Source organism: Neobacillus sp. Fa239 (genome assembly GCF_055395235.1).
Genome location: NZ_AP041611.1, coordinates 2,898,361 through 2,917,647, shown reverse-complemented (window position 1 = coordinate 2,917,647; position 19,287 = coordinate 2,898,361). Strand labels below are relative to the sequence as shown.

General features: G+C 39.0%; 20 protein-coding genes, 1 pseudogene and 1 riboswitch. Of the genes and pseudogenes, 19 read left to right on the top strand and 2 right to left on the bottom strand.

Going from position 1 to position 19,287, the window contains the following annotated elements; all coding sequences use genetic code 11:
* Positions 1-601: 601 nt before the first annotated feature.
* From ACZ5XR_RS14110 to ACZ5XR_RS14045, 14 genes and pseudogenes are all read left to right on the top strand, one after another.
* Positions 602-688, top strand: coding sequence for a YjcZ family sporulation protein (locus ACZ5XR_RS14110; RefSeq protein ID WP_464502314.1), 87 nt, complete (start codon positions 602-604; stop codon positions 686-688).
* An 84-nt stretch (positions 689-772) separates the two neighbouring features.
* Positions 773-928, top strand: a complete 156-nt coding sequence (locus ACZ5XR_RS14105) for a hypothetical protein (protein ID WP_464496908.1) — start codon at positions 773-775, stop codon at positions 926-928.
* Positions 929-1,184: 256 nt separating this feature from the next.
* Positions 1,185-1,364, top strand: a riboswitch (cobalamin riboswitch).
* Between the two features lie 156 nt (positions 1,365-1,520).
* Entirely contained in the window at positions 1,521-3,296 is a 1,776-nt protein-coding gene (gene cobT / locus ACZ5XR_RS14100) for a nicotinate-nucleotide--dimethylbenzimidazole phosphoribosyltransferase (protein WP_464496907.1), read from the top strand.
* Positions 3,293-3,871: a cob(I)yrinic acid a,c-diamide adenosyltransferase gene (locus ACZ5XR_RS14095; RefSeq protein ID WP_464496906.1), complete on the top strand. Its 579-nt coding sequence runs from the start codon at positions 3,293-3,295 to the stop codon at positions 3,869-3,871. Before cobT ends, ACZ5XR_RS14095 begins: the two co-directional genes overlap by 4 nt.
* Before the next feature lie 55 nt (positions 3,872-3,926).
* Positions 3,927-4,892 (top strand): ABC transporter substrate-binding protein, encoded by a 966-nt coding sequence (locus tag ACZ5XR_RS14090; protein ID WP_464496904.1) that lies wholly within the window; start codon positions 3,927-3,929, stop codon positions 4,890-4,892.
* A complete protein-coding gene (locus ACZ5XR_RS14085) occupies positions 4,889-5,911 on the top strand; it encodes a FecCD family ABC transporter permease (protein WP_464496903.1) in 1,023 nt (340 codons plus the stop codon). The genes ACZ5XR_RS14090 and ACZ5XR_RS14085 overlap by 4 nt, the downstream gene beginning before the upstream one ends.
* Positions 5,912-5,915: 4 nt before the next feature.
* On the top strand, positions 5,916-6,797 hold the full coding sequence (locus ACZ5XR_RS14080) for an ABC transporter ATP-binding protein (protein WP_464496902.1): 882 nt from the start codon (positions 5,916-5,918) through the stop codon (positions 6,795-6,797).
* Between the two features lie 141 nt (positions 6,798-6,938).
* Positions 6,939-7,862 carry an ABC transporter substrate-binding protein gene (locus ACZ5XR_RS14075; RefSeq protein WP_464496901.1) on the top strand — a complete coding sequence of 308 codons (924 nt, stop codon included), beginning with the start codon at positions 6,939-6,941 and terminating at the stop codon, positions 7,860-7,862.
* Between the two features lie 396 nt (positions 7,863-8,258).
* Positions 8,259-8,684: a GlcG/HbpS family heme-binding protein gene (locus ACZ5XR_RS14070; RefSeq protein WP_464496899.1), complete on the top strand. Its 426-nt coding sequence runs from the start codon at positions 8,259-8,261 to the stop codon at positions 8,682-8,684.
* A gap of 205 nt (positions 8,685-8,889) precedes the next feature.
* Positions 8,890-10,854 (top strand): annotated as a pseudogene (locus tag ACZ5XR_RS14065) (beta-N-acetylglucosaminidase domain-containing protein).
* Between the two features lie 81 nt (positions 10,855-10,935).
* Positions 10,936-11,850 carry a ketopantoate reductase family protein gene (locus tag ACZ5XR_RS14060; RefSeq protein ID WP_464496898.1) on the top strand — a complete coding sequence of 305 codons (915 nt, stop codon included), beginning with the start codon at positions 10,936-10,938 and terminating at the stop codon, positions 11,848-11,850.
* 654 nt (positions 11,851-12,504) lie between these two features.
* A complete protein-coding gene (locus ACZ5XR_RS14055; protein ID WP_464496897.1) occupies positions 12,505-12,636 on the top strand; it encodes a YjcZ family sporulation protein in 132 nt (43 codons plus the stop codon).
* Between the two features lie 53 nt (positions 12,637-12,689).
* Positions 12,690-12,773, top strand: coding sequence for a YjcZ family sporulation protein (locus ACZ5XR_RS14050; protein WP_464502313.1), 84 nt, complete (start codon positions 12,690-12,692; stop codon positions 12,771-12,773).
* Between the two features lie 349 nt (positions 12,774-13,122).
* Complete coding sequence (locus tag ACZ5XR_RS14045; RefSeq protein WP_464496896.1) at positions 13,123-13,341, top strand: hypothetical protein; 219 nt, start codon at positions 13,123-13,125, stop codon at positions 13,339-13,341.
* A gap of 114 nt (positions 13,342-13,455) precedes the next feature.
* Here the strand turns inward: ACZ5XR_RS14045 and ACZ5XR_RS14040 are convergent, their stop codons facing one another.
* On the bottom strand, positions 13,456-13,632 hold the full coding sequence (locus ACZ5XR_RS14040; protein ID WP_464496894.1) for a Spo0E family sporulation regulatory protein-aspartic acid phosphatase: 177 nt from the start codon (positions 13,630-13,632) through the stop codon (positions 13,456-13,458).
* A gap of 488 nt (positions 13,633-14,120) precedes the next feature.
* Here ACZ5XR_RS14040 and ACZ5XR_RS14035 point away from each other — a divergent pair, with 488 nt between their 5' ends.
* A complete protein-coding gene (locus tag ACZ5XR_RS14035) occupies positions 14,121-14,324 on the top strand; it encodes a hypothetical protein (protein WP_464496893.1) in 204 nt (67 codons plus the stop codon).
* Positions 14,325-14,520: 196 nt separating this feature from the next.
* Here the strand turns inward: ACZ5XR_RS14035 and ACZ5XR_RS14030 are convergent, their stop codons facing one another.
* Positions 14,521-15,291: a L,D-transpeptidase family protein gene (locus ACZ5XR_RS14030; RefSeq protein WP_464496892.1), complete on the bottom strand. Its 771-nt coding sequence runs from the start codon at positions 15,289-15,291 to the stop codon at positions 14,521-14,523.
* Positions 15,292-15,594: 303 nt separating this feature from the next.
* Here ACZ5XR_RS14030 and ACZ5XR_RS14025 point away from each other — a divergent pair, with 303 nt between their 5' ends.
* The 4 genes from ACZ5XR_RS14025 to ACZ5XR_RS14010 all read left to right on the top strand — a co-directional run bounded on the left by ACZ5XR_RS14025 (position 15,595) and on the right by ACZ5XR_RS14010 (position 19,225).
* A complete protein-coding gene (locus tag ACZ5XR_RS14025; protein ID WP_464496890.1) occupies positions 15,595-16,092 on the top strand; it encodes a DinB family protein in 498 nt (165 codons plus the stop codon).
* A gap of 251 nt (positions 16,093-16,343) precedes the next feature.
* Entirely contained in the window at positions 16,344-16,649 is a 306-nt protein-coding gene (locus ACZ5XR_RS14020; protein ID WP_464496889.1) for a YciI family protein, read from the top strand.
* A gap of 175 nt (positions 16,650-16,824) precedes the next feature.
* On the top strand, positions 16,825-17,973 hold the full coding sequence (locus tag ACZ5XR_RS14015) for a hypothetical protein (RefSeq protein WP_464496888.1): 1,149 nt from the start codon (positions 16,825-16,827) through the stop codon (positions 17,971-17,973).
* Positions 17,974-18,058: 85 nt separating this feature from the next.
* A complete protein-coding gene (locus ACZ5XR_RS14010; RefSeq protein ID WP_464496887.1) occupies positions 18,059-19,225 on the top strand; it encodes an iron-containing alcohol dehydrogenase in 1,167 nt (388 codons plus the stop codon).
* Positions 19,226-19,287 lie beyond the last annotated feature (62 nt).

Here is a 19,287-nt window from a genome sequence, read left to right as displayed (position 1 = left end):
GGGCTTTCTTTGGAGTAACACTTGTGATGTTTTATAGGAAAGCGGCTGTATCAAATCGATACGCTATTAAATCGATACGCTATTAAATCGATACGCTTTTAAATCTATATCTTAGTAAATGTCGATGTAATCTCGTCTAGCATTACCTGCCAGGCTTTTTAATTTGGATAGGGCTAAGTCACATATTCGCCATAAAGGATGGACTCAAACTGCTATTGCAGGTGTAACTGGTTTTGATAGGAAAACAATAGATGTTTTAAAAATAAATCTCCCTTGCAATAGATGTTGAAAGTATATTTCATTAAATCTTTCTTTAGTTGTTTTGCATATATTGCAGGAAATATTATCACTAGTCTCTAACTAGGGACTAGTATTGGTCTCATAGTAGAGACTGGTTCTGAGAAAATCATCTTAGATTAGTTACCTCTACGAGGCGTTTGCATGAATTGCAGACGCTTTTTTATTTTTAGGGTTAAGCAAATTACGGATTTCGTCGAAATATGATGATTATTGTCCAATCCAAACTTGTCCTAAGAAATATATTAAATAGAGGAAAGTATTCTTTCTTCAGATAACCCAATAGGTACTGGAGGTGATATACATGCTTGATGGATTGAGTATGTCTTTTACGTTAATCGTAGTATTGTTCATTCTACTAATCATTGTTGGTACTTCGTTTACGATCTAGTAAATTTTTTTTCGGGATTAAGTGCAGGCTGAGTAAACTTTCCCTTTGTCTAGACTACTGAAACGAAAGGAGGATGAATTACACATGTTTTTTTTCCCTGGCGGCTTTAGAAGAAGGTTTCTCCCTATTGAAATCGAAATCGAGATAGAAAGAAGAAGACGTATTGAAATCGAAATCGAGATAGAGAGAAGAAGACGTATCGAAATCGAAATTGAAAGAAGAAGACGCAGATTCTTTTAGACAAATGATTTAAACATGTTTCCAAAGAGCCTACGGGCTCTCTTTTTTAGGCTATTTTCACTTAAAAGTTTAAGAACTATTGACATGCATCAGTTACTGGAAATGGGACGGTTTAAGTGGCAAAGAAAAAAACCAATAGTTTCGTAGTGTACAAAACTTACAACTTTTAGCCCTTTTTTGGAAGTTCGAATGGAGATGAATGATAAAAGTTAATTGACAAAATTTACGAGCATATTTAATATTAAATTGTCCAATTAAATAAGAAATTTTCTCAGGTGCTTCAATTCGAAGATAATAGGGAAACCGGTTAAAGTCCGGTACGGTCCCGCCACTGTAATCAGCATTATTCGAACCGTTCAGCCACTGCAAAACAATTTGTGGGAAGGCTTCGGTGCTCGCTGTAAGTCAGGAGACCTGCCTGTGAAAAATAGCACAATATACCTTCGAGGAGAGGTAGGTTGAAGAATTATATATGAGGATTCCTGTACGTGAATCATATATACATATTTCAACATAAACTCTGCCGAATAAGGCAGAGTTTTTTCTTTTTTTGTAAGGGGTCGTTGCTAGATTAAAAGAAAGGAAGATGGTTTTGACAGATATTATTTATAATCGTGCAGCTGCAATCCGTCCGTTGAATAGCAAAGCGATGCAGAGAGCAGAGTTTCGCTTAGATGATTTAACAAAACCAAAAGGAAGCCTTGGAATCTTAGAACAAGCCATCATTCAGCTCGCTGGAATTACTGGAAACATTATTCCTTCAATAGATAATGCCGGCTGTGTTATTTTTGCTGCTGACCATGGTGTCAATGAAGAAGGGGTATCAGCTTATGATTCTCATGTTACGGAAGAAATGACGGTAAATATGTGCATGGGAGGTGCAGTGAGCAGTGTTTTGGCAAGACATAGCAGGATTGACCTACAAGTCGTTGACGTTGGAATAAATTCAAAAGTGAGGCACCCAAAAGCGGTGGTTCGTAAAATTTCCCTAGGTACCCGGAATTTTGTGCAAGACTATGCCATGTCTCGGGAGCACGCAGTAGAGTGTGTGTCTGTTGGTATGGAAATAGCTGATCAACTTATTGATGAAGGGAAGGAACTGTTGATTTTTGGAGAGATGGGGATTGGAAATACAACCTCCGCTGCAGCAATGGCTGCTGTTCTTTTAGATTTACCTGTGAAGCAAGTCGTAGGAAAGGGGACGGGCATTAGTGATAGGCAGCATCAGCATAAGATACAGGTTATTGAAACAGCGTTGACTAAACACTGTATTTGCAAGGATGATCCATGGGATATCCTAGCTGCCGTTGGCGGATTTGAAATCGGGGCAATGGCAGGAGCCATGATTGCCGCTTCCAGCCGGTCCATTCCAGTTGTACTAGATGGATTCATGACAGGTATCGCAGCGTTATGGGCCTCCCGTTTCAATAAGGATATTAAAAATTATTTGATTGCCTCCCATTGTTCATTGGAACAGGCACATACCTATGTATTAAAAGCATTGCAATTAGAACCAATGGTACAATGGCAGCTTCGCTTAGGTGAGGGGTCGGGAGCGCTGCTAATACTGCCCACTTTGCAGCAAGCGTGCCGAATTATGGCGGAGACATCTACCTTTGATGATGCGAAAGTGAGTAACCCACATCGTACGGAATTAAAAGAGGATGCTTTCATGGATTATGATGGTGAAGACACTCTTGGGCCATCTAAACTTGATTTTTCTCCTGCCGAACAGAAGGCAGTCTATAAAGCATTGGCGGCCCGCAGGGATATTCGTTCTTACTTGCCTGACCCCATTTCAAAGGAAGCTCTGGGACGCATTATTCAAGCTGCTCATTTAGCTCCATCCGTCGGTTTTATGCAGCCTTGGAATTTTATCGTTATATCAGATCAAAACATTTTAAATGAATTATATCGTGCAGTTGAGAAAGAAAGGATTCGGGCTTCGGTAAAATATACTGATATGAAACAAGACCATTATTTGCGGTTGAAGCTGGAAGGACTATTACAGGCGCCGATGACTATATGCGTAACGAATCATTCGGGAAGAGGAGGCCCGCATGTTTTGGGGAGGAATACCATTCCGGAAACGGACTTGATGTCAACAGCCTGTGCTATTGAAAATATGTGGTTAGCAGCTCGGGTAGAAGGGATTGCGATGGGGTGGATTAGCATCTATCAGAAGGAAGATGTTCGCAAGATTTTAGGAATCCCAGATTCGATTGATCCAGTCGCATTGCTTACTATCGGTTATACCTCCCATTTTCCGGATATCCCGATATTGGAAAGGGTCGGATGGGGAAAAAGATTAAATTTGAAAGAGCTCATCTTTCAAAATATATGGGGGGAAGAGGAGAAGGATGTATGAAAATTTACACACGCGGAGGAGATAAAGGTAAAACCTCCATTATTGGTAAAGCCCGCCGTTTTAAAGATGATATTCGGATAGAGGCCTATGGAACCGTTGATGAAGCAGGCGCTTATATCGGGCTTATTATAAGTGAACTTGAAAAAAGGTATGAGGATATTCGGGAACATCTCTTATCTGTCCAACAAATGCTTTGGAATGTCGGCGCAGATTTAGCTGCTGCTCCTGATGCAGATTACACCTACCGTACACCGGAAAATGCTGCTGGAGTGCTTGAACCCTTGATTGATTCCTATAAGGAGGAAGCAGATCAAATCACTAAATTTATTTTGCGTGGCGGAAGCCGTCATTCAGCGCAACTTCAAGTCGCCTGTACAATTGTCCGACGGGCAGAACGATGTACTGTAGCTTGTATGCGCCAGGAGGGAATTCATTTACCAGCTTTAAAATATTTAAACAGGTTATCTGACTTGCTGTTTGTCATGGCCCGGGCTGTTAACGCCAGAGAGAACATAAAGGATATCGAATATAGCAACAGCACGGAAGTATTCAAGAGCCCTGACAAAAGAGATTAGGTTGGATATGAATTGAAAAATAAATTTTTATTTAATGAAAAGGAGCCATCTTAAAATGAAAAAGCAAACACTTTTTACTCTGATTTCTATTATTGTCCCGACAGTTTTTTTAGCGGCTTGTGGAAATCAACAGACTGCTGCGTCTCCAAATAGTGCGAATGTAACTTCCCAAAGTCAGCCAAAGGAAAAAACATCAGCATTCCCTTTAACGGTCACAGATGAGGCTGGAAATAAAGTCACAATTCAAAAACAGCCACAACATATCGTATCCGTGACAGAAGGTACTGATGAAATCCTTGCAGGCATGATACCAAAAAGCAAGTTGGCTATGGTGACAACCTATTCAAGTGATCCACAATATTCCAATGTCATAAATTTTGTTAAGGGAATTCCGCAAATTCAAAATGCCAATGCAGAGACAATCATTGCGGCTAAACCTGACCTTGTATTATTAGCATCTTATACAAACCAAGGAATAGTTAATCAAATTAAACAAGCGGGCATTCCCGTCTATGAGTTTACCGATTTTACTTCTATTAGTTCCGTTGAAAAAAGTATCGAAGTGGTCGGCCAATTAGTAGGGGAGAGGGGAAAATCCAATCAGTTGGTACAGTCAATGGAATCGAAGATCAATACTATTTCAAATGCTGTTAAGGACAAAAAGAAATTGACGGTATTAGACTACAGTTCCTATGGTTATGCGGCTGGGGACAATACAACTGTTAACCAAATGATTGAAATGGCCGGAGGAATCAATGCAGCCAAAGGCTTAAACGGATGGCAAAAAATTTCTGAAGAAGAAATTGTCAAATTAAATCCTGATGTGATGATTGTTGCAGACAGTGAAAAAGGGTTTGTAAAGAAGGTTTTGAGTGATTCTGCGTTACAAAATGTCAATGCAGTTAAGAATAAACAGGTTTTTGCTATAAATGGGGCCGATTTATCATCTGTATCTCAATATATAGTCAATGGGGTTTCTGATGTTGCACATGTGTTAAATCCTGATGTGAAGTTGCAGTGATTGGAAACCGGATCATACCTATTTTTGTAGCCATTGGAATATTCTTTATTATGGTATCCGCTCTTGAAATTTCCATCGGTCCAGTGTCCATACCGGTTCAGCATCTCATTGGTGAAGCATGGGGGTATTTCCATGGCATGCGTACAACCGATGCAGTGGTAGTTGGGGCCGTACGTTTGCCGAGATGGTTAGCTGCTGTAATGATTGGCGCAGGGTTAGGGGGTACAGGAGCTGTTATGCAGGCTCTTTTCCGTAATCCAATGGCTGACCCTGCTATCATTGGGGTATCCAGCGGTGCTTCCCTTGGAGCGGTTATCGTGATTCAATCTGGTCTTTCTCAATTAAGTCAATGGAGCACGCCCCTTGGTGCATTTACAAGCGGAATAATAGTTGTTTTCGTTATTTATCAATTATCAACTTATAAAGGAAGAACAGCCATTTATTCCTTACTTTTAGCAGGGGTAGCCATTAGCTCGTTTTGCAGTGCCATCGTGACCTTGCTTTTATCCTTGGCGCAACTTGAAACAATGCATGAAATGCTGTTTTGGCTCATTGGCGGTTTGGATGGTATCACTTGGCCGTCAGTTGGCATCGTATCTATTGTTGTTCTTCTTGGATTAGGGCTTTATACCATACAAGCCCCTTCACTCGACATTATTTCCATTGGGGAAGAACAGGCTGAAGGAGTAGGAGTGCCTTTACAAAGAACAAAGCGATTTCTTTTCATCATATCGGCATTGGTTGTTGGAGCTTGTGTAAGTGTAAGTGGTGTCATTGGATTTATAGGGCTGATTGTTCCTCACTTGCTTCGCATGGTGGTTGGTCCCCGCCATCAATTTCTTATTCCTGCATCTGCTCTTGGGGGAGCATCCATTCTTTGTTTATGTGATGTGATCGCCCGTATGGTTTTTGAACCAGTTGAATTAAATGTAGGAATCGTTACTGCTTGTTTAGGGGCTCCTTTTTTTCTTTATTTATTACGAAAACAAGATCGAGGTATCTATCGAGAGGAGGGGTAACAACATGAGAAGTTCTTCGGTAATAACCAGGCCTGAAGTAGAAGAAGCATGCCACATGTCAGAGCCAATCATTCAGGTTTCAAATCTCGGATACGGATCCCTGCTTCGAGAGATTCATGGGACCTGGCAAGGAGGAAAACTCATTGGCTTAGTTGGACCTAACGGGGCGGGAAAATCAACTCTATTACGCTTATTGGCGGGAATTTTAAAGCCTACGAAAGGTGAAATTCGTGTCAATGACCATCTTTTACATAAGAAACGGACGAATTGGCGTGCCAGGCAGATTGCTTATTTACCTCAGCATATGAACGATCAAATTCCCTATACTGTATCTGAATTTGTGGCTATGGGTCGGTTTGTATTTCGCACTCAATCCGGGGCATTGACGAAGGCATGCCGGGAGAAAATTGAAGAGGGGTTACATCGGCTGAATCTGGTCCCTTACAGGGATACCCCAATGGTTCAGTTATCGGGAGGTGAACAACAGCGGGCAGCCATTGCTCGCTGTCTGGTTCAAGAGAGTCACATCCTATTGTTGGATGAACCTATTGCGAGTCTTGATCTGTACTATCAGATGGATATTTTGCAGCAGCTAAAGAATTTGTCATCTCAAAAATACCTTGTCATTGTAGTTCTTCATAACATAGAACTTGCGGCAAGATTTTGCAGTCATTTGATTATGTTAAACAAGGGACGAATCCTTCATCAAGGCCCGACACACGAGATATTTAATGAGCAAATGGTACAGGATCTTTTTGGTATGCCAATCCAAATATATCCCGATCCATATAGTGGACATCTCCGTATGAGTATTCACTCGAGTGAGGGGGATTTTAGACTTAATTCTACTCGCATGTTAGTTGAAAAATCAGTGCATTTGGAATGAACATAAAATAGTAAAAATCTTCATATTTATAACTCTACTCGTTTAAATATTAGCTAAGAAATCAATTGCTGAAGAAACGTTTGATTGGATAAAAATTGAAAATGAAATATTACTAGACTTTAACTTGAGGAGGCAATCTAAATGAAGGTATGCTCGTTTTTACCCGCCGCTACCAATATGATCTATGAAATGGGACTAGAAAGATATCTGAATGGAGTCACATTTGAATGTCCATCGGATAAACCAAAAGTTGTTCGCACCCATCTCGAGGGGCGTAATCTTTCAAGTACAGAAATTGAAACTTTTGTAACAGAATCATCAAATATGGGAAAAAGTTTATATTATGTGGATATGGAATTATTATCAGATATAGCACCTGATCTTGTGTTTACTCAAGATGTATGTGATGTATGTCAAATTAGCACCTCTGTTGTTCAAAGAGCCATTGGTTCCCTTAAAAAGCAACCAAAAGTGGTACCATTAATACCGCGAAGGCTACGGGATGTATATCAGAATGCACTAACCATTGCAAAGGAGCTAGGAGAAGAAAAGATTGGTCTTGATTACTTAGCTTCCTTACAAAAGAGAGTACGTGCAATTACTGACAAACTTCGTGAACATCAAGCAGAACCAAAAAGAGTGATGGTTATGGAATGGTTAGATCCCATTTATAATTGTGGACATTGGATTCCTGACCAAATCTCTTTGGCGGGTGGAGTAGATATGTTGTCCAATCCTGCAGGTTACTCTGTAATAACTCCTTGGGAAAAAGTACAACAATATGATCCAGAAGTATTAGTGATCGCACCTTGTGGTTTTCAGGTGGAACGATCTATACAGGAAATCGCTCAGCTAACAAGTAAACCGGGGTGGAGTGAATTGACTGCAGTAAAAAACAAAGCAGTCTATCTTGCCGATGCAGATTACTTTACAAGGCCAAGTACCACTTTGGTAGACGGGATTGAGTTACTAGCTGCCCTCTTCCATCCACAACTGTTTGAAATTCCAGAAACATGCATGAAAAAGGTTGTACCTATTTCAGATACAGAATTATCATCGGTGTAAGTGATCATTCCTCAACAAGGTTTGGCGGGTTTCCTTTAGTAAATTGGTTTGAGTTACATGAAAGAAGGCAAGCCAATTACTGGCTTGCCTTTATCTATATAATAAAGCATTAAAAAACAACAAGTTATGTTCATATTCCGCCTCTTCCGCTTGAAATGAGAATGTTCCCAACAATACGGATAGAACCCTCTTTCCTTAAACACGTCTATTCATTTAATCATTTTGCTCCCTTTTCACTCCATTAACTTTTCCATGCAATGGAGACCGCCCATATAGGATAATAGATTCACTTTTTATTTTGCAGTTGCTATAAATAAACGACAGTTATAAAATAAAAACTGATAATTCAGTAAAGCTACATAGAAAATACAAACTAGCAAGAAGGAGAGATTAAAAATGAGTTTAATAACTTTAGATCTGGCAAAAAAAATAATAGATGGGGCTGAACAGGAGGCCAATCGACTAGGAGTTTCGATGGTCATCACAATCGTAGATGAAGGTGGTAACCTTATTGCTACCCATCGGATGGATGATGCTTGGCTCGCGAGTATCGAAATTTCTAAGAATAAGGCGTGGACTTCAGTTGCCTTAAAGATGCCAACATCAAATTTAGAAAAGGCCACCGTACCAAATGCATCACTCTATGGGTTGAACACCACAAATGATGGACGGATTGTTGTCTTTGGAGGCGGAATTCCACTTGTAAAAGAGGGTAAAGTAATTGGTGCTGTAGGAGTTAGTGGTAGCACCGTTCCTGACGACGTTAAAGTGGCAGAAGCTGCAGTAGAACGTTTTGAAGAACTTTTTACAGTAACCAGATAATATAAGTCTAGTGAAAGAGCAGTATTAAAAGCTGCTCTTTTATACGTTTCACGAATAACATAAGGAAAAAAACAGGATCTGAGTGATTCAATGACTTCAAATCGATACCTGTGTTGCTTTTGCCAATCAAACTCAAATGTTGGAAGAATTAAAAAGTAGCAATCTCCTTTTAGGAATAATTACAAATGAGTAAGGAGGATATATTATGAAGCTGATCAACCGAATGACTATTAGCGTAATTTTATTGTTGATGTTGAGTGCATGTTCAAGTACTTTGAATCGTTCCGGGCCTACTCCGAAGACAGATCAAAGTAGCCGAGGGGAGATTTCTTCCAAATATGAGGATACAACCAGCGGTGCTAATACCAGTATAAATAGTAAAACAGATTCAAAGAGCATTCTGCTCAACTTAATGTCCCTTGCGAAATCAGGAAAAGTCGATAATTCCCCTTTTACTGCTGGGAAGTCAACCATGACCGATGTCCAACATGATTGGGGCAAACCAACTAATCAGGTTGTTGCGGGTAAAGGGACTTATGCCACCTACAATTCAAAACAAGCTGCTTTTGGGTTTAACCAACACGAGTTGATTTTTGATGTGCGATCTTACAGTAAACTAGTTCAAAGTTTGACACTTTCTGATGTAAAAGGCGTGTTTGGTAATCCGAAATCCACCACGAAGCCGACATCGAAACAAGTGAATGAAATTTATCAAGTGAATGACACTTTCCAGCTTGAATTCATTATTAATACAGATTCTAGCAAAGTGGATCATATTTCTGTTTTCGATCCGAATGCCGTGTCATCACAGCCACCTAGCTCTTCACTTCAAGTCCCTATTCGAGGAGTCATCGAGGGTTTTTATGGAACTCCATGGAGTAACACACAGCGTCTCAATATGTTTACTTTTATGGAGAAAGAAAAGTTAAACACGTATGTGTACGCACCAAAAGACGACCCCTATCAACGCTTGAATTAGCGCTCAAATTATCCGTCAGCCAAACTGTCGCAAATGAAAATATTAGTTACAGGCGCTAAAAAAGAGCACGTTAATTTTATTTATTCGATATCACCGGGTATGACCGGAACTTCAACAAACGCGGTTAACAAGTCTATCACCTATAGTTCTCAGTCTGATCGAAAAGCATTAGAAGCAAAGATTGATCAACTGCGGTCAATTGGTGTTCATACATTTATGCTATCTTTTGACGATATCGTAACGAGTTTAAAGTCAGCTGATCGAAAAGCTTACAGTTTAGACTATCCGAAAGCGCAAATGCAAGTAGCGAATCAAGTCTTATCAGATGAAAAAGCAAAAGATCCAAGTTTCCAGTTATGGTTTGCCCCTACTTCTTATTATGGATTGACGGATGGGCCATATTGGAGGACGCTTCGATCTATTTTGAACCGCAACATCAAGGTCATATGGACAGGTAATTGGGTGTTAAATCAAAGTATTACAAGCACACAAGCTCAAACGATTACAAAGTTGCTAGGACGCAAACCGATCTTATGGGACAATTATCCTGTCAATGATTATACGTATGTTCAAAAACATAAGCCTCAGTTGTTGATGGGGCCGCTAGAAGGAAGAAGTGCCTCACTCACAAAAAATATAACCGGATATATGAGTAATCCGATGATACAGCCAAGTGCTTCAAAACTTGCGCTCGAGACGATCTCGGACTATTTACAAAATCCTTATGGTTATCACTCAAGAACTTCATGGGAGAACGCCGTTAAGAATATGCCAGGAATCACGGATCCATCCTTATTTAAGACATTTGCTGAATTTAATACGGCGAGTATCTTAAATACCACTGGCTATTCACCAATAAAATCAATGGTAGCGGCCTACCAAAATGCGTCGACAAATTCACAAAAACAAGCAGCGGAAAAAACATTAAAAAACGAATTGAGTACACTCGAGAAACTACCCAGCATGTTGCCACCGACCATTTCCGACAAAGAGCTACTATATGAAATTCAACCGTGGCTAACCAAGCTAGGTGAAGAGGGACAAGGTGGACTGGACGCGCTCGTGTACCTGAATAAACCAAATCAGACTAATAAACAGCGGCTTGCTGACCAAATTAAACGAATTAACGGCTCACCTTATAAAATTGGAGATGACATCGTTTCATTCATGCAGTGGGCAGAAAAGCAATAATTGAGCAGTTTTGTTGAAGAGGGATTATGATATAAGTAGGATTCATTGAGATATGTTGCTGATACATAGGGGGAATGAAGAATGAGAATTTTAGTCGTCGGTGCAGGAGCCGTCGGTGGATATTTTGGCGGCCGTTTACTTGAAAAAGGAGTAGATGTCACTTTTTTGGTTAGAGAAGGACGAAAGCAGCAATTAGAAAAGACGGGACTTGTCATTGACAGTGTTCATGGAAACGCCGTTCTTACTCCAAAAACGATGTTATCGGGGGACGAAGCAGAGCCATTTCATTTCATCATTTTGTCAACAAAAGCCTATCATTTGGAGGGTGCCATTGAAAGTATTCGGCCCTATGTCAGTCAGGAAACTACAATCCTGCCATTGTTAAACGGCATATTGCATTTTAACATACTGGCAGAGGAATTTGGCTCGGACCGTGTGCTTGGAGGGCTTTGTTTTATCGAAACAACACTTGACAGAGAAGGAAGGATTATTCAAACAAGTCCTTCACATGATTTGGTGTTTGGCGAACAGACAGGCGAAAGGACGGAGCGTATTTTAAAATTGGAAGATGCCTTCACTGGAACGAATACCGGTTATCGATTAAGTCATCATATTACTCAGGATTTATGGAATAAGTACCTGTTTATTTCCACTATGTCGGGAATTACAACGTTAATGAGATCGCCAATTGGCCCGATTCGAGAGGATCCTAGTGGAAGGAATGTTGTTTCGAAGCTGTTAAATGAGATTGTTGCTGTGATGAAAAGTGCGGATGCCCCGCTTCCTGCTGAAATCCAGTCACAGCTGATGAAGCAATTTGACAAATTAGGCTTTTCTATGAAATCTTCGATGCAGCGGGATATGGAAAAATTGCTTCCGGTAGAAGCAGACCATTTGCATGGTTATTTGCTGGACATCGCTAGGAGGAAGAATATTGCTGTTCCATTGTTAGAGGCGGTTTATGCTAATTTGAAAATCTATGAGCGAAATTTATAACGAAACGTTGGTGTTGTTATACCATTAAAGGTGGTGGAAGGGATACGGTTGCCGGTTTCTTTGCTGAAGTATGGGATCAATAAAGGACCTACTCCATTTCGATCGAGTAGGTCTACGTTCGACTTTTTCTTTTTTTCCAATTAGCCCATAAAAAATAGCAATCCGTTTAATCTTCCAATTTCTTTTTCCTTTTGATTCAGAACATAAAAGAATAATTGAATTACTTCAAAAGATCAACTCGATTCTAGATGTTCCAATTCCAACAGAATCCATTACAAAACTACCGAAGATTTCTATATCAACTCTGTGCAAAAAAACAATTTGAAAGAATTTCTTGATATTTTTGAGTGGTTTATTTCTGAAGTAAGATCAAGTTAAAGACCAAGAATTAATTCGTAAAAAAATCAGCGCTTGTCCATTCCATTTCATGATCTTGTACATAAATTATTAGTACACCATCAGCTAACCAGACATATAGATTACCTCTTTTATTTAAAGAACGTTTGCCTTTTAAAGCAGACGTTTCTTTGCATTTATAGGCATGTTGTCTATTTTGCAATATCAATATGATGTTTGTCCAAGCAATTCTTGTCTTATGAAATATGATACATAGTGAGTGATTTATATCACACAATCTAACAGGTGGTGATAAGTATGTTTGGATACGGATTCGGAGGCTGCGGCGGTTATGGCTACGGTGGTGGTTTCGGCGGAGGCAGTACATTTGTTTTAATCGTCGTATTATTTATCCTTTTAATTATTGTTGGTACTGCTTTTGTTTTTTAATAAACCAATTCACGTCCTAGCGGAAAGTATGATTAAGGCTGGAGGTGTGATAAATGGGCGGAGTAGGAAGTAGTTTTGCGTTAATCGTAGTATTGTTCATCCTTCTTATCATCGTTGGTACAGCATTCATCTACTAATAATAAGATGGATGGAGCCGGAAAAGGTCCCTTTATCGGTTCTTTTTCGATGATCAATATCAGCATTATTTAAAGTCGATTTTCTTAGCATAAGAAATATCGGCTTTTTTGATGTTGAAAATTGCTTAGCGTATATTTCAAGTATTAAGGTGTTTGGACCCCTTGGAAAAATCCGAAAATGTGCGCTAAGCTAATTCTTAGAACAAAAAAAGGATAAAAAATGTTGGATTATTGTAAATATTCAGTTAAATCGACAAACATTTTACAATCCCTAATTTATAATGGAGGAAGGTGATTCTTGTTTGTCCAATAGGTTTTCCTATATTTTTTAAGAATGGGAGATGTAAATATGGATTTTTATGAAAAGTTACCTACTGATTTTTTAATTGCTTTTTATGATGAAATGATGAAAAACATTGAAAAAGGATTATTAACGAAAAATATGTATTATGAATTAGGTTTACTGATTTCAGTTGCAAGGAACAGGGGGATTACATTAGAGCAACCATGCGACTTTGAACAGATCGTCGATCAAAAAGCTATGGAGGATTTTATTCATTTTACGTAACATGTAACGTAATAAAGGACAGTTTGATACCATCTTGGAACTATTTCAATGTAACCATCAAAAGAAAATTAAAAAAAATTCCCGTATTCAGTGGTGAGAATACAGGACTTTTAATCAAACTTCTGTATGTTGCTGATTTTTACTTTTTTGATACATCGTGATGAGCTCGTCCAATTTCTGACTGTAACAAAGGGTGTCATTGCTATTTAATCCAGTATTCCCCGCAATTAGGATCAACGTCTTTCTCATCTGATTGATCCGGTCCTCTAGTTCCTCCATCTCGATATCCATTATACATTCCCCTGATTCACTTTAACTGTTTAATCCGATAAATTGTAGTCCTCAACTATTATTATGCAAAAAATTTTAAATAATTGGAATACATCTGACAAAACCCCCTAAAACATTACAAAAAACTGTATAAACAGACGAATCAAGGGCTAATAGAAAGGAACGAGAGCCCTTTCTTTCAGATCGTACTTACCGCTTTTTCCGGTTACCGCCTTCATTAGCGTACCTTTTCCATTTTATAGCATAGGGAATTTTATTTTTAAAATATGAAGTTTCTTCCTCAAATAAATAACAATACAATAACCCAGAGTAAAAATTCCTTTCTCCTTTCATTAATATGATTGAACCCTCACTTTTCATAACAACTTCATAACACTTTCATAACAACTTCACAACACTTTTATAACACTTTCATATCAATATCTTAATATAGTAAGGACTGTAGTAAAATCAAGTTAATAAATTGTAGTCAACCATGAGGAAGTGAAATGATGAAATTTAAGGTAAAAATATTAAACGCAGAAGGAAAAGAACTAGAAATTGAAAATAAGATCATCGGTGATATCCTTTTTGAATCTGAAGAAGCAATTGAATTTTTTATACAGGTCATAAATAACAGTTTACCACCTAATTTTAAGTACATAATCATTCCTGAAAAGGAAACGAATAATCATTTAGTTAGCCATAGATAGAATTTTATCAATCGAAACAGTGAAAAAGAGACTTCATTTTCTTCACGAATAACTGTATTTTCAAAATCAAATTAATCGTCACCAAAATAAAAAAGGGGTACCTGCCTCCCGAGTTACTAGGGGCAGGTACCGCGAAATAAAACAGCTGCACTATTTTAATCTATTAAAATTCGACAATAATAGGGCCTTACACACGTTATATCCCCAGTGCTTTTTTCGTCGCCTGGCCTACTATACCATCTACTTGCAAATGATGAGCTTTTTGGAATTGCCGGACGGCATTTTTTGTGTTTACCCCAAATATGCCATCAATTCCTTTTGTATTGTATCCAAGCGATGTAAGTTTTCTCTGTAGCACAGTTACAGAAGGCCCCTTGCTTCCTAGTTTAAGAATTGCCCCACTTGTACTAATAGGAACAGGCACTTCAGATCCTCCGGTAACTTTATACCCATTGGCCGCAGCAATCGCATCAAAGGATTTTGCCGAATACGTAATAATCACAGGGGTATTGATCGCAACCTGGTTGTACAGCCATTGCACGTCACTATTATACATACGCACACAACCGTGACTGACATAGTGGCCAATAGAGCTCGGATTGTTGTTACCATGGATGCCGTAAGTGTCTCCCCATGTTCCACGTGCATTCAATCCTAGCCATCTATTGCCAAGCGGATTACGAGGGTCTCCTCCCGGAATATGTCCTGTATAATAGGGGCGATTGACAATTTTAGTGACAATTTTAAACGTGCCTTCGGGTGTTAATGTCCGGCTTTTCCCTGTCCCTACTGGAAATTGTTTCATCAATTTGCCATTCGCATAGTAAGCAAGCCGGTTGTTTTCCTTGTTAATGATCATTAACTTGCTTATCATCGCCGCGGACGCGGACCCTTGGGGTACAACTATACTAAAACAAAACACCAGAAGAAATGCCATGACAAAAAGACTAATCCATTTTCTCCGCAAAATGAATCCCTCCATATTTCTTATCTGTTTAATATTTTAGCATTATCTTCCAATCTATTATTCTATAAATCATCGACAATTTCAGTAGACCAGGCTCTCTATTCGACAAAGTGGTTCTGGGACCAAAAATTTTCTTACTTATTTTTAAAAAATAGTTAGAGTTGTTTGAAATAAAAGCAATTGTAGTCAGGTACATGAAGAAGGAATTTAAACTGGATTGTTCGAATAAGTTATAGTGAACTTGGTTTTGTTGTATTTTTTTACTTTTGATAGATTACGCTAAACAGTGAGGAGATTGGTTTTATGCAAGTTGTAGCCAAAATGTTTTTAGAACAACTCGACATACATTGCTATAAGAATGAATGGTTTGCATCCATGGATCAGGCGCTTGATGGAGTCATCGCAGCTGAGGCAGCATGGACAAGTTCGGGAATCAGCAATTCTATTTGGCAGATTGTCAATCACTTGATATTTTGGAATGAAGACGTGATCCATCGAATTAAGGGCACAGAGAATCCGCATAAAGCAGAAGACAATGATGAAACCTTTGGAAATTCGGGGGATCCAGAAGACGAAATTGGGTGGGCCCAGACCGTGCAGCGCCTTTATGAAGTTATGAATAAATTAAAAACGGTTATTGCGGACCTTGACGATGAAAAGTTAACAGCTCCGTATGCAGCTAACAGTTCCTCTATTGAGCGTTTACTCAGCAATATCATGATGCACGATACGTATCATCTCGGCCAAATTGTTCTATTGAGAAAGTTGCAAACCTCTTGGAGTGGCGTTGATTGGTCCTAACGAAATGAATGGGCTGTTTCCGTTAAGGCAGAAGTAGGGGTATCGCCAACATTTCAGAAATTTTGTACGCTAAGCGAATTCAAACATAACGAAAAGCTGGTCTTGTTATACCATTAAAGGGGATGGAAGGGATAAGAATTGCCGGTTCTTTGCGGAAATAGGGGATCTCGATGATTCCACCCATCCCCTACAAATTATTAAGCTTTAAGAATAGTCAAAATGAACAAATTTGAAAAAGGAGATATAGATAAATGCAATACATAGTTACGGCATATGATGGCACTGATGAACAAGCAATGGATAGAAGATTAATGGCAAGGGAAGAACATTTAAAATCAGTTGAAAGAAGATTTAAAGAAGGACAGCATTTGTATGGTGCAGCTATACTTGATCATGAAGGAAAAATGATAGGCTCAATGATGGTAGTGGAATATGCAACAAGAGAAGAACTGGATCATTGGCTGAAGGTTGAACCATATGTTGTAGGAAATGTATGGCAGAAAATAGAAGTAAAGCCTTGTAGAGTGGCATCCACATTTATGAAACTTTATGATTGAAGAATGAATGAAACAAATTTCAGAACAAGAATGGCTATTTAAGGGTCACCTATTTTGGGTGGCCCATTTTGTTTTAATAGACCTAATCAACAAAAAGTGGAATTTTTAGAGGGTTATCTAAAAATTTGTAGAAATAGTAAAATAACAATTTCTAACTACTAGGCGGGGTGTATTTATGGACGAGATTCAATATGCCTTTATAGACGAAAATGGGGATTATCGATTTGATTTTGAAAATAGTGGTGTTTCAACACATTTCATCGTCGTGTTCCTTATTGTGAAAGAGTCAAACAAAGAGTACTTAGAGCAAGAGCTAGAAAGAATTAGACAACAAATCGGAGAAGAAAACTTATTCCAGGACCACCAACAAAGCGTACGATTCCTAAACGAGGCAAAGGAGTTACCTTTTAGTATTTATGCCTATACATTCGATAAACGAAAAATAAGAGATGATAGCGGCATCATGCATAAAACGCCGTTTATGAAATATGTGAATCGATTGATTTACGATGACTTAAATCGATCGTTCGAACAGCTGGATTTAGTCACAGACGAACAAGAATCCAAGCTTTTCTTGCGAGAATTTAAGAGTTATATCCAGCAGAGGACGATTCCTGACTTATTTAATTATGCCACATTGGGATTCAATGACAGCCAATCAGATCATCTTCTTCAATTGGCGGGAATGATTGGCGAGTTTCTTGCTAGAGGTTATCATCAACATTCTCCCAATACCCAATACCGTTCCAATGTAAAGACCATAAGACATAAAATATCCGCTATCAATCTTTTACCTCGAGATTACAAAAATTATCTATATGAATACAAACCAGAAAGTCCAGATTCTAAGTATGATGAGTTAATCATTAAGCAATCTGTTAATTTGACGTATAAATATATTGAGAGACTTCGGAATAGTGAAGAAGAGGATGAAAAGGTTCGTATTGATTTTCTCAAATTCCTGCTGTTTAATTTAAAAGAAAATCCACTGGAATATGTGTTCACCCAAGAAATATTGGATAATCTGAATGAACTTCGAGCGATTAAAATCAATCAACATTATTTTCGTTCAAACATTGTTTCGAAACTCCGTGATAGTGGTTTACTCATAGCGAGTAGTAATAAAGGCTATAAATTACCTGTCTGCTTAAATGATCTATATGACTTTGTCAATCTCTCAAGTTTAACCATCCACCCGATGATTCAAAGAATCTCTAAATGCAGGGAACAAATCCTAGTTGCCACGAACAATGAAATCGATATTCTTGGACAAAAGGAATATGATTATTTAAAAAAAGTCATTGAGTTGGAAAAGGTGAAATAAAAAAAGCCAAAACCGTCCGGTTCTAATGGCGTATAAAAAGCCAGCAGAAACGTCCCGATGGTTTAAATATGGAGGAGCACTAGAAATGGAGAGTTATAGTTATTACTGTCATACAAGAATTGAGATGGGACTAGGGAAATCAGAACAATTACCAGAGCTATTGAAGTCCCTTGATATAGGGTCATCTATACTTTTAGTCAGTGACCCAGGGATCGTGAAAGCCGGATTGGTCAGACCTATTCAAGATATACTAGAGCAAACAGGATATCTAGTTATTTTATTCGACTCCGTCTCCCAAAATCCAAGAGATACGGAATGCCTGGCTGGTGCAAAGTTATTTAAGGAGGAGAACCTAGAGGCGGTTGTGGCAATTGGCGGTGGAAGCGCGATGGATACCGGAAAAGCGATTGCGCTTCTTGGCCCGAATGGTGGTACTCCTAGGGAGTATGTAGAAGGAAGCCTGAAATATGCTAATATCGCTCCCATTATTTGTGTCCCGACTACTGCAGGTACTGGTTCCGAAGTGACCCGTTCTTCTGTTATTACCGAGGCCGCAACGCACCGAAAGCTGACTCTAAAATCTGCATCATTACGACCAACGATGGCCGTTCTGGATCCTAAATTAACGTTCACTGTTCCGAAATCTGTTACAGCCGCAACCGGTGTAGATGCGCTCGTTCATGCGATTGAAGGTTATACCTGTAAAGTAACCAATCCAATCTCCCAGGCATTCGGTGCAAGAGCCATGACTCAAATCGTTTCTTCCTTGCCAACTGCCTTTAAGGATGGAAAAAACCAGTTGGCCCGCTACAAGATGCTGGAAGCCAGCCTTCTTGCAGGATTATGTTTTGGTTCTGCTGACGTTGCAGCTGTGCATTGTTTAGCCGAGGCGCTTGGAGGTCTTTACGATACACCTCATGGAGTGGCAAACGCTGTATTTTTACCTTTTGTGTTGAAATTTAATGCGGAAGAAGAGAAAGGTATTCATGCGGATTTAGCTCGCTATATGAAATTTGCTACTGAATTAGATTCAGATGAAGTGGCCGTTGAAAAACTCATTACCGGGATCCGCCAATTCACAACGAACCTGGAGATACCTAAATTAAGAGATTTGCCAGGAGTCAGGAAAGAGGACTTTGACCGAATCGTGGAGTTATCAGTACAAAACAATTCTACACCGAGTAACATAAGGAAGATTGGCGCAGATGATTATCGCCAAATCCTTGAGCAGGCATATGAGGATATTTTCTAAAGAGTAGTAGTATAGTGCGCAATGTCTAAACCTTCAATCCGATTTAAGTAGCAATTTTTGAA

Coding starts and splice junctions, on each gene's coding strand:
- ACZ5XR_RS14110 (WP_464502314.1), top strand. CDS start 602: ATGCTTGATGGATTGAGTATGTCTTTTACGTTAATCGTAGTATTGTTC.
- ACZ5XR_RS14105 (WP_464496908.1), top strand. CDS start 773: ATGTTTTTTTTCCCTGGCGGCTTTAGAAGAAGGTTTCTCCCTATTGAA.
- ACZ5XR_RS14095 (WP_464496906.1), top strand. CDS start 3,293: ATGAAAATTTACACACGCGGAGGAGATAAAGGTAAAACCTCCATTATT.
- ACZ5XR_RS14090 (WP_464496904.1), top strand. CDS start 3,927: ATGAAAAAGCAAACACTTTTTACTCTGATTTCTATTATTGTCCCGACA.
- ACZ5XR_RS14080 (WP_464496902.1), top strand. CDS start 5,916: ATGAGAAGTTCTTCGGTAATAACCAGGCCTGAAGTAGAAGAAGCATGC.
- ACZ5XR_RS14075 (WP_464496901.1), top strand. CDS start 6,939: ATGAAGGTATGCTCGTTTTTACCCGCCGCTACCAATATGATCTATGAA.
- ACZ5XR_RS14070 (WP_464496899.1), top strand. CDS start 8,259: ATGAGTTTAATAACTTTAGATCTGGCAAAAAAAATAATAGATGGGGCT.
- ACZ5XR_RS14060 (WP_464496898.1), top strand. CDS start 10,936: ATGAGAATTTTAGTCGTCGGTGCAGGAGCCGTCGGTGGATATTTTGGC.
- ACZ5XR_RS14055 (WP_464496897.1), top strand. CDS start 12,505: ATGTTTGGATACGGATTCGGAGGCTGCGGCGGTTATGGCTACGGTGGT.
- ACZ5XR_RS14050 (WP_464502313.1), top strand. CDS start 12,690: ATGGGCGGAGTAGGAAGTAGTTTTGCGTTAATCGTAGTATTGTTCATC.
- ACZ5XR_RS14045 (WP_464496896.1), top strand. CDS start 13,123: ATGGATTTTTATGAAAAGTTACCTACTGATTTTTTAATTGCTTTTTAT.
- ACZ5XR_RS14040 (WP_464496894.1), bottom strand. CDS start 13,632: ATGGATATCGAGATGGAGGAACTAGAGGACCGGATCAATCAGATGAGA.
- ACZ5XR_RS14035 (WP_464496893.1), top strand. CDS start 14,121: ATGATGAAATTTAAGGTAAAAATATTAAACGCAGAAGGAAAAGAACTA.
- ACZ5XR_RS14025 (WP_464496890.1), top strand. CDS start 15,595: ATGCAAGTTGTAGCCAAAATGTTTTTAGAACAACTCGACATACATTGC.
- ACZ5XR_RS14020 (WP_464496889.1), top strand. CDS start 16,344: ATGCAATACATAGTTACGGCATATGATGGCACTGATGAACAAGCAATG.
- ACZ5XR_RS14015 (WP_464496888.1), top strand. CDS start 16,825: ATGGACGAGATTCAATATGCCTTTATAGACGAAAATGGGGATTATCGA.
- ACZ5XR_RS14010 (WP_464496887.1), top strand. CDS start 18,059: ATGGAGAGTTATAGTTATTACTGTCATACAAGAATTGAGATGGGACTA.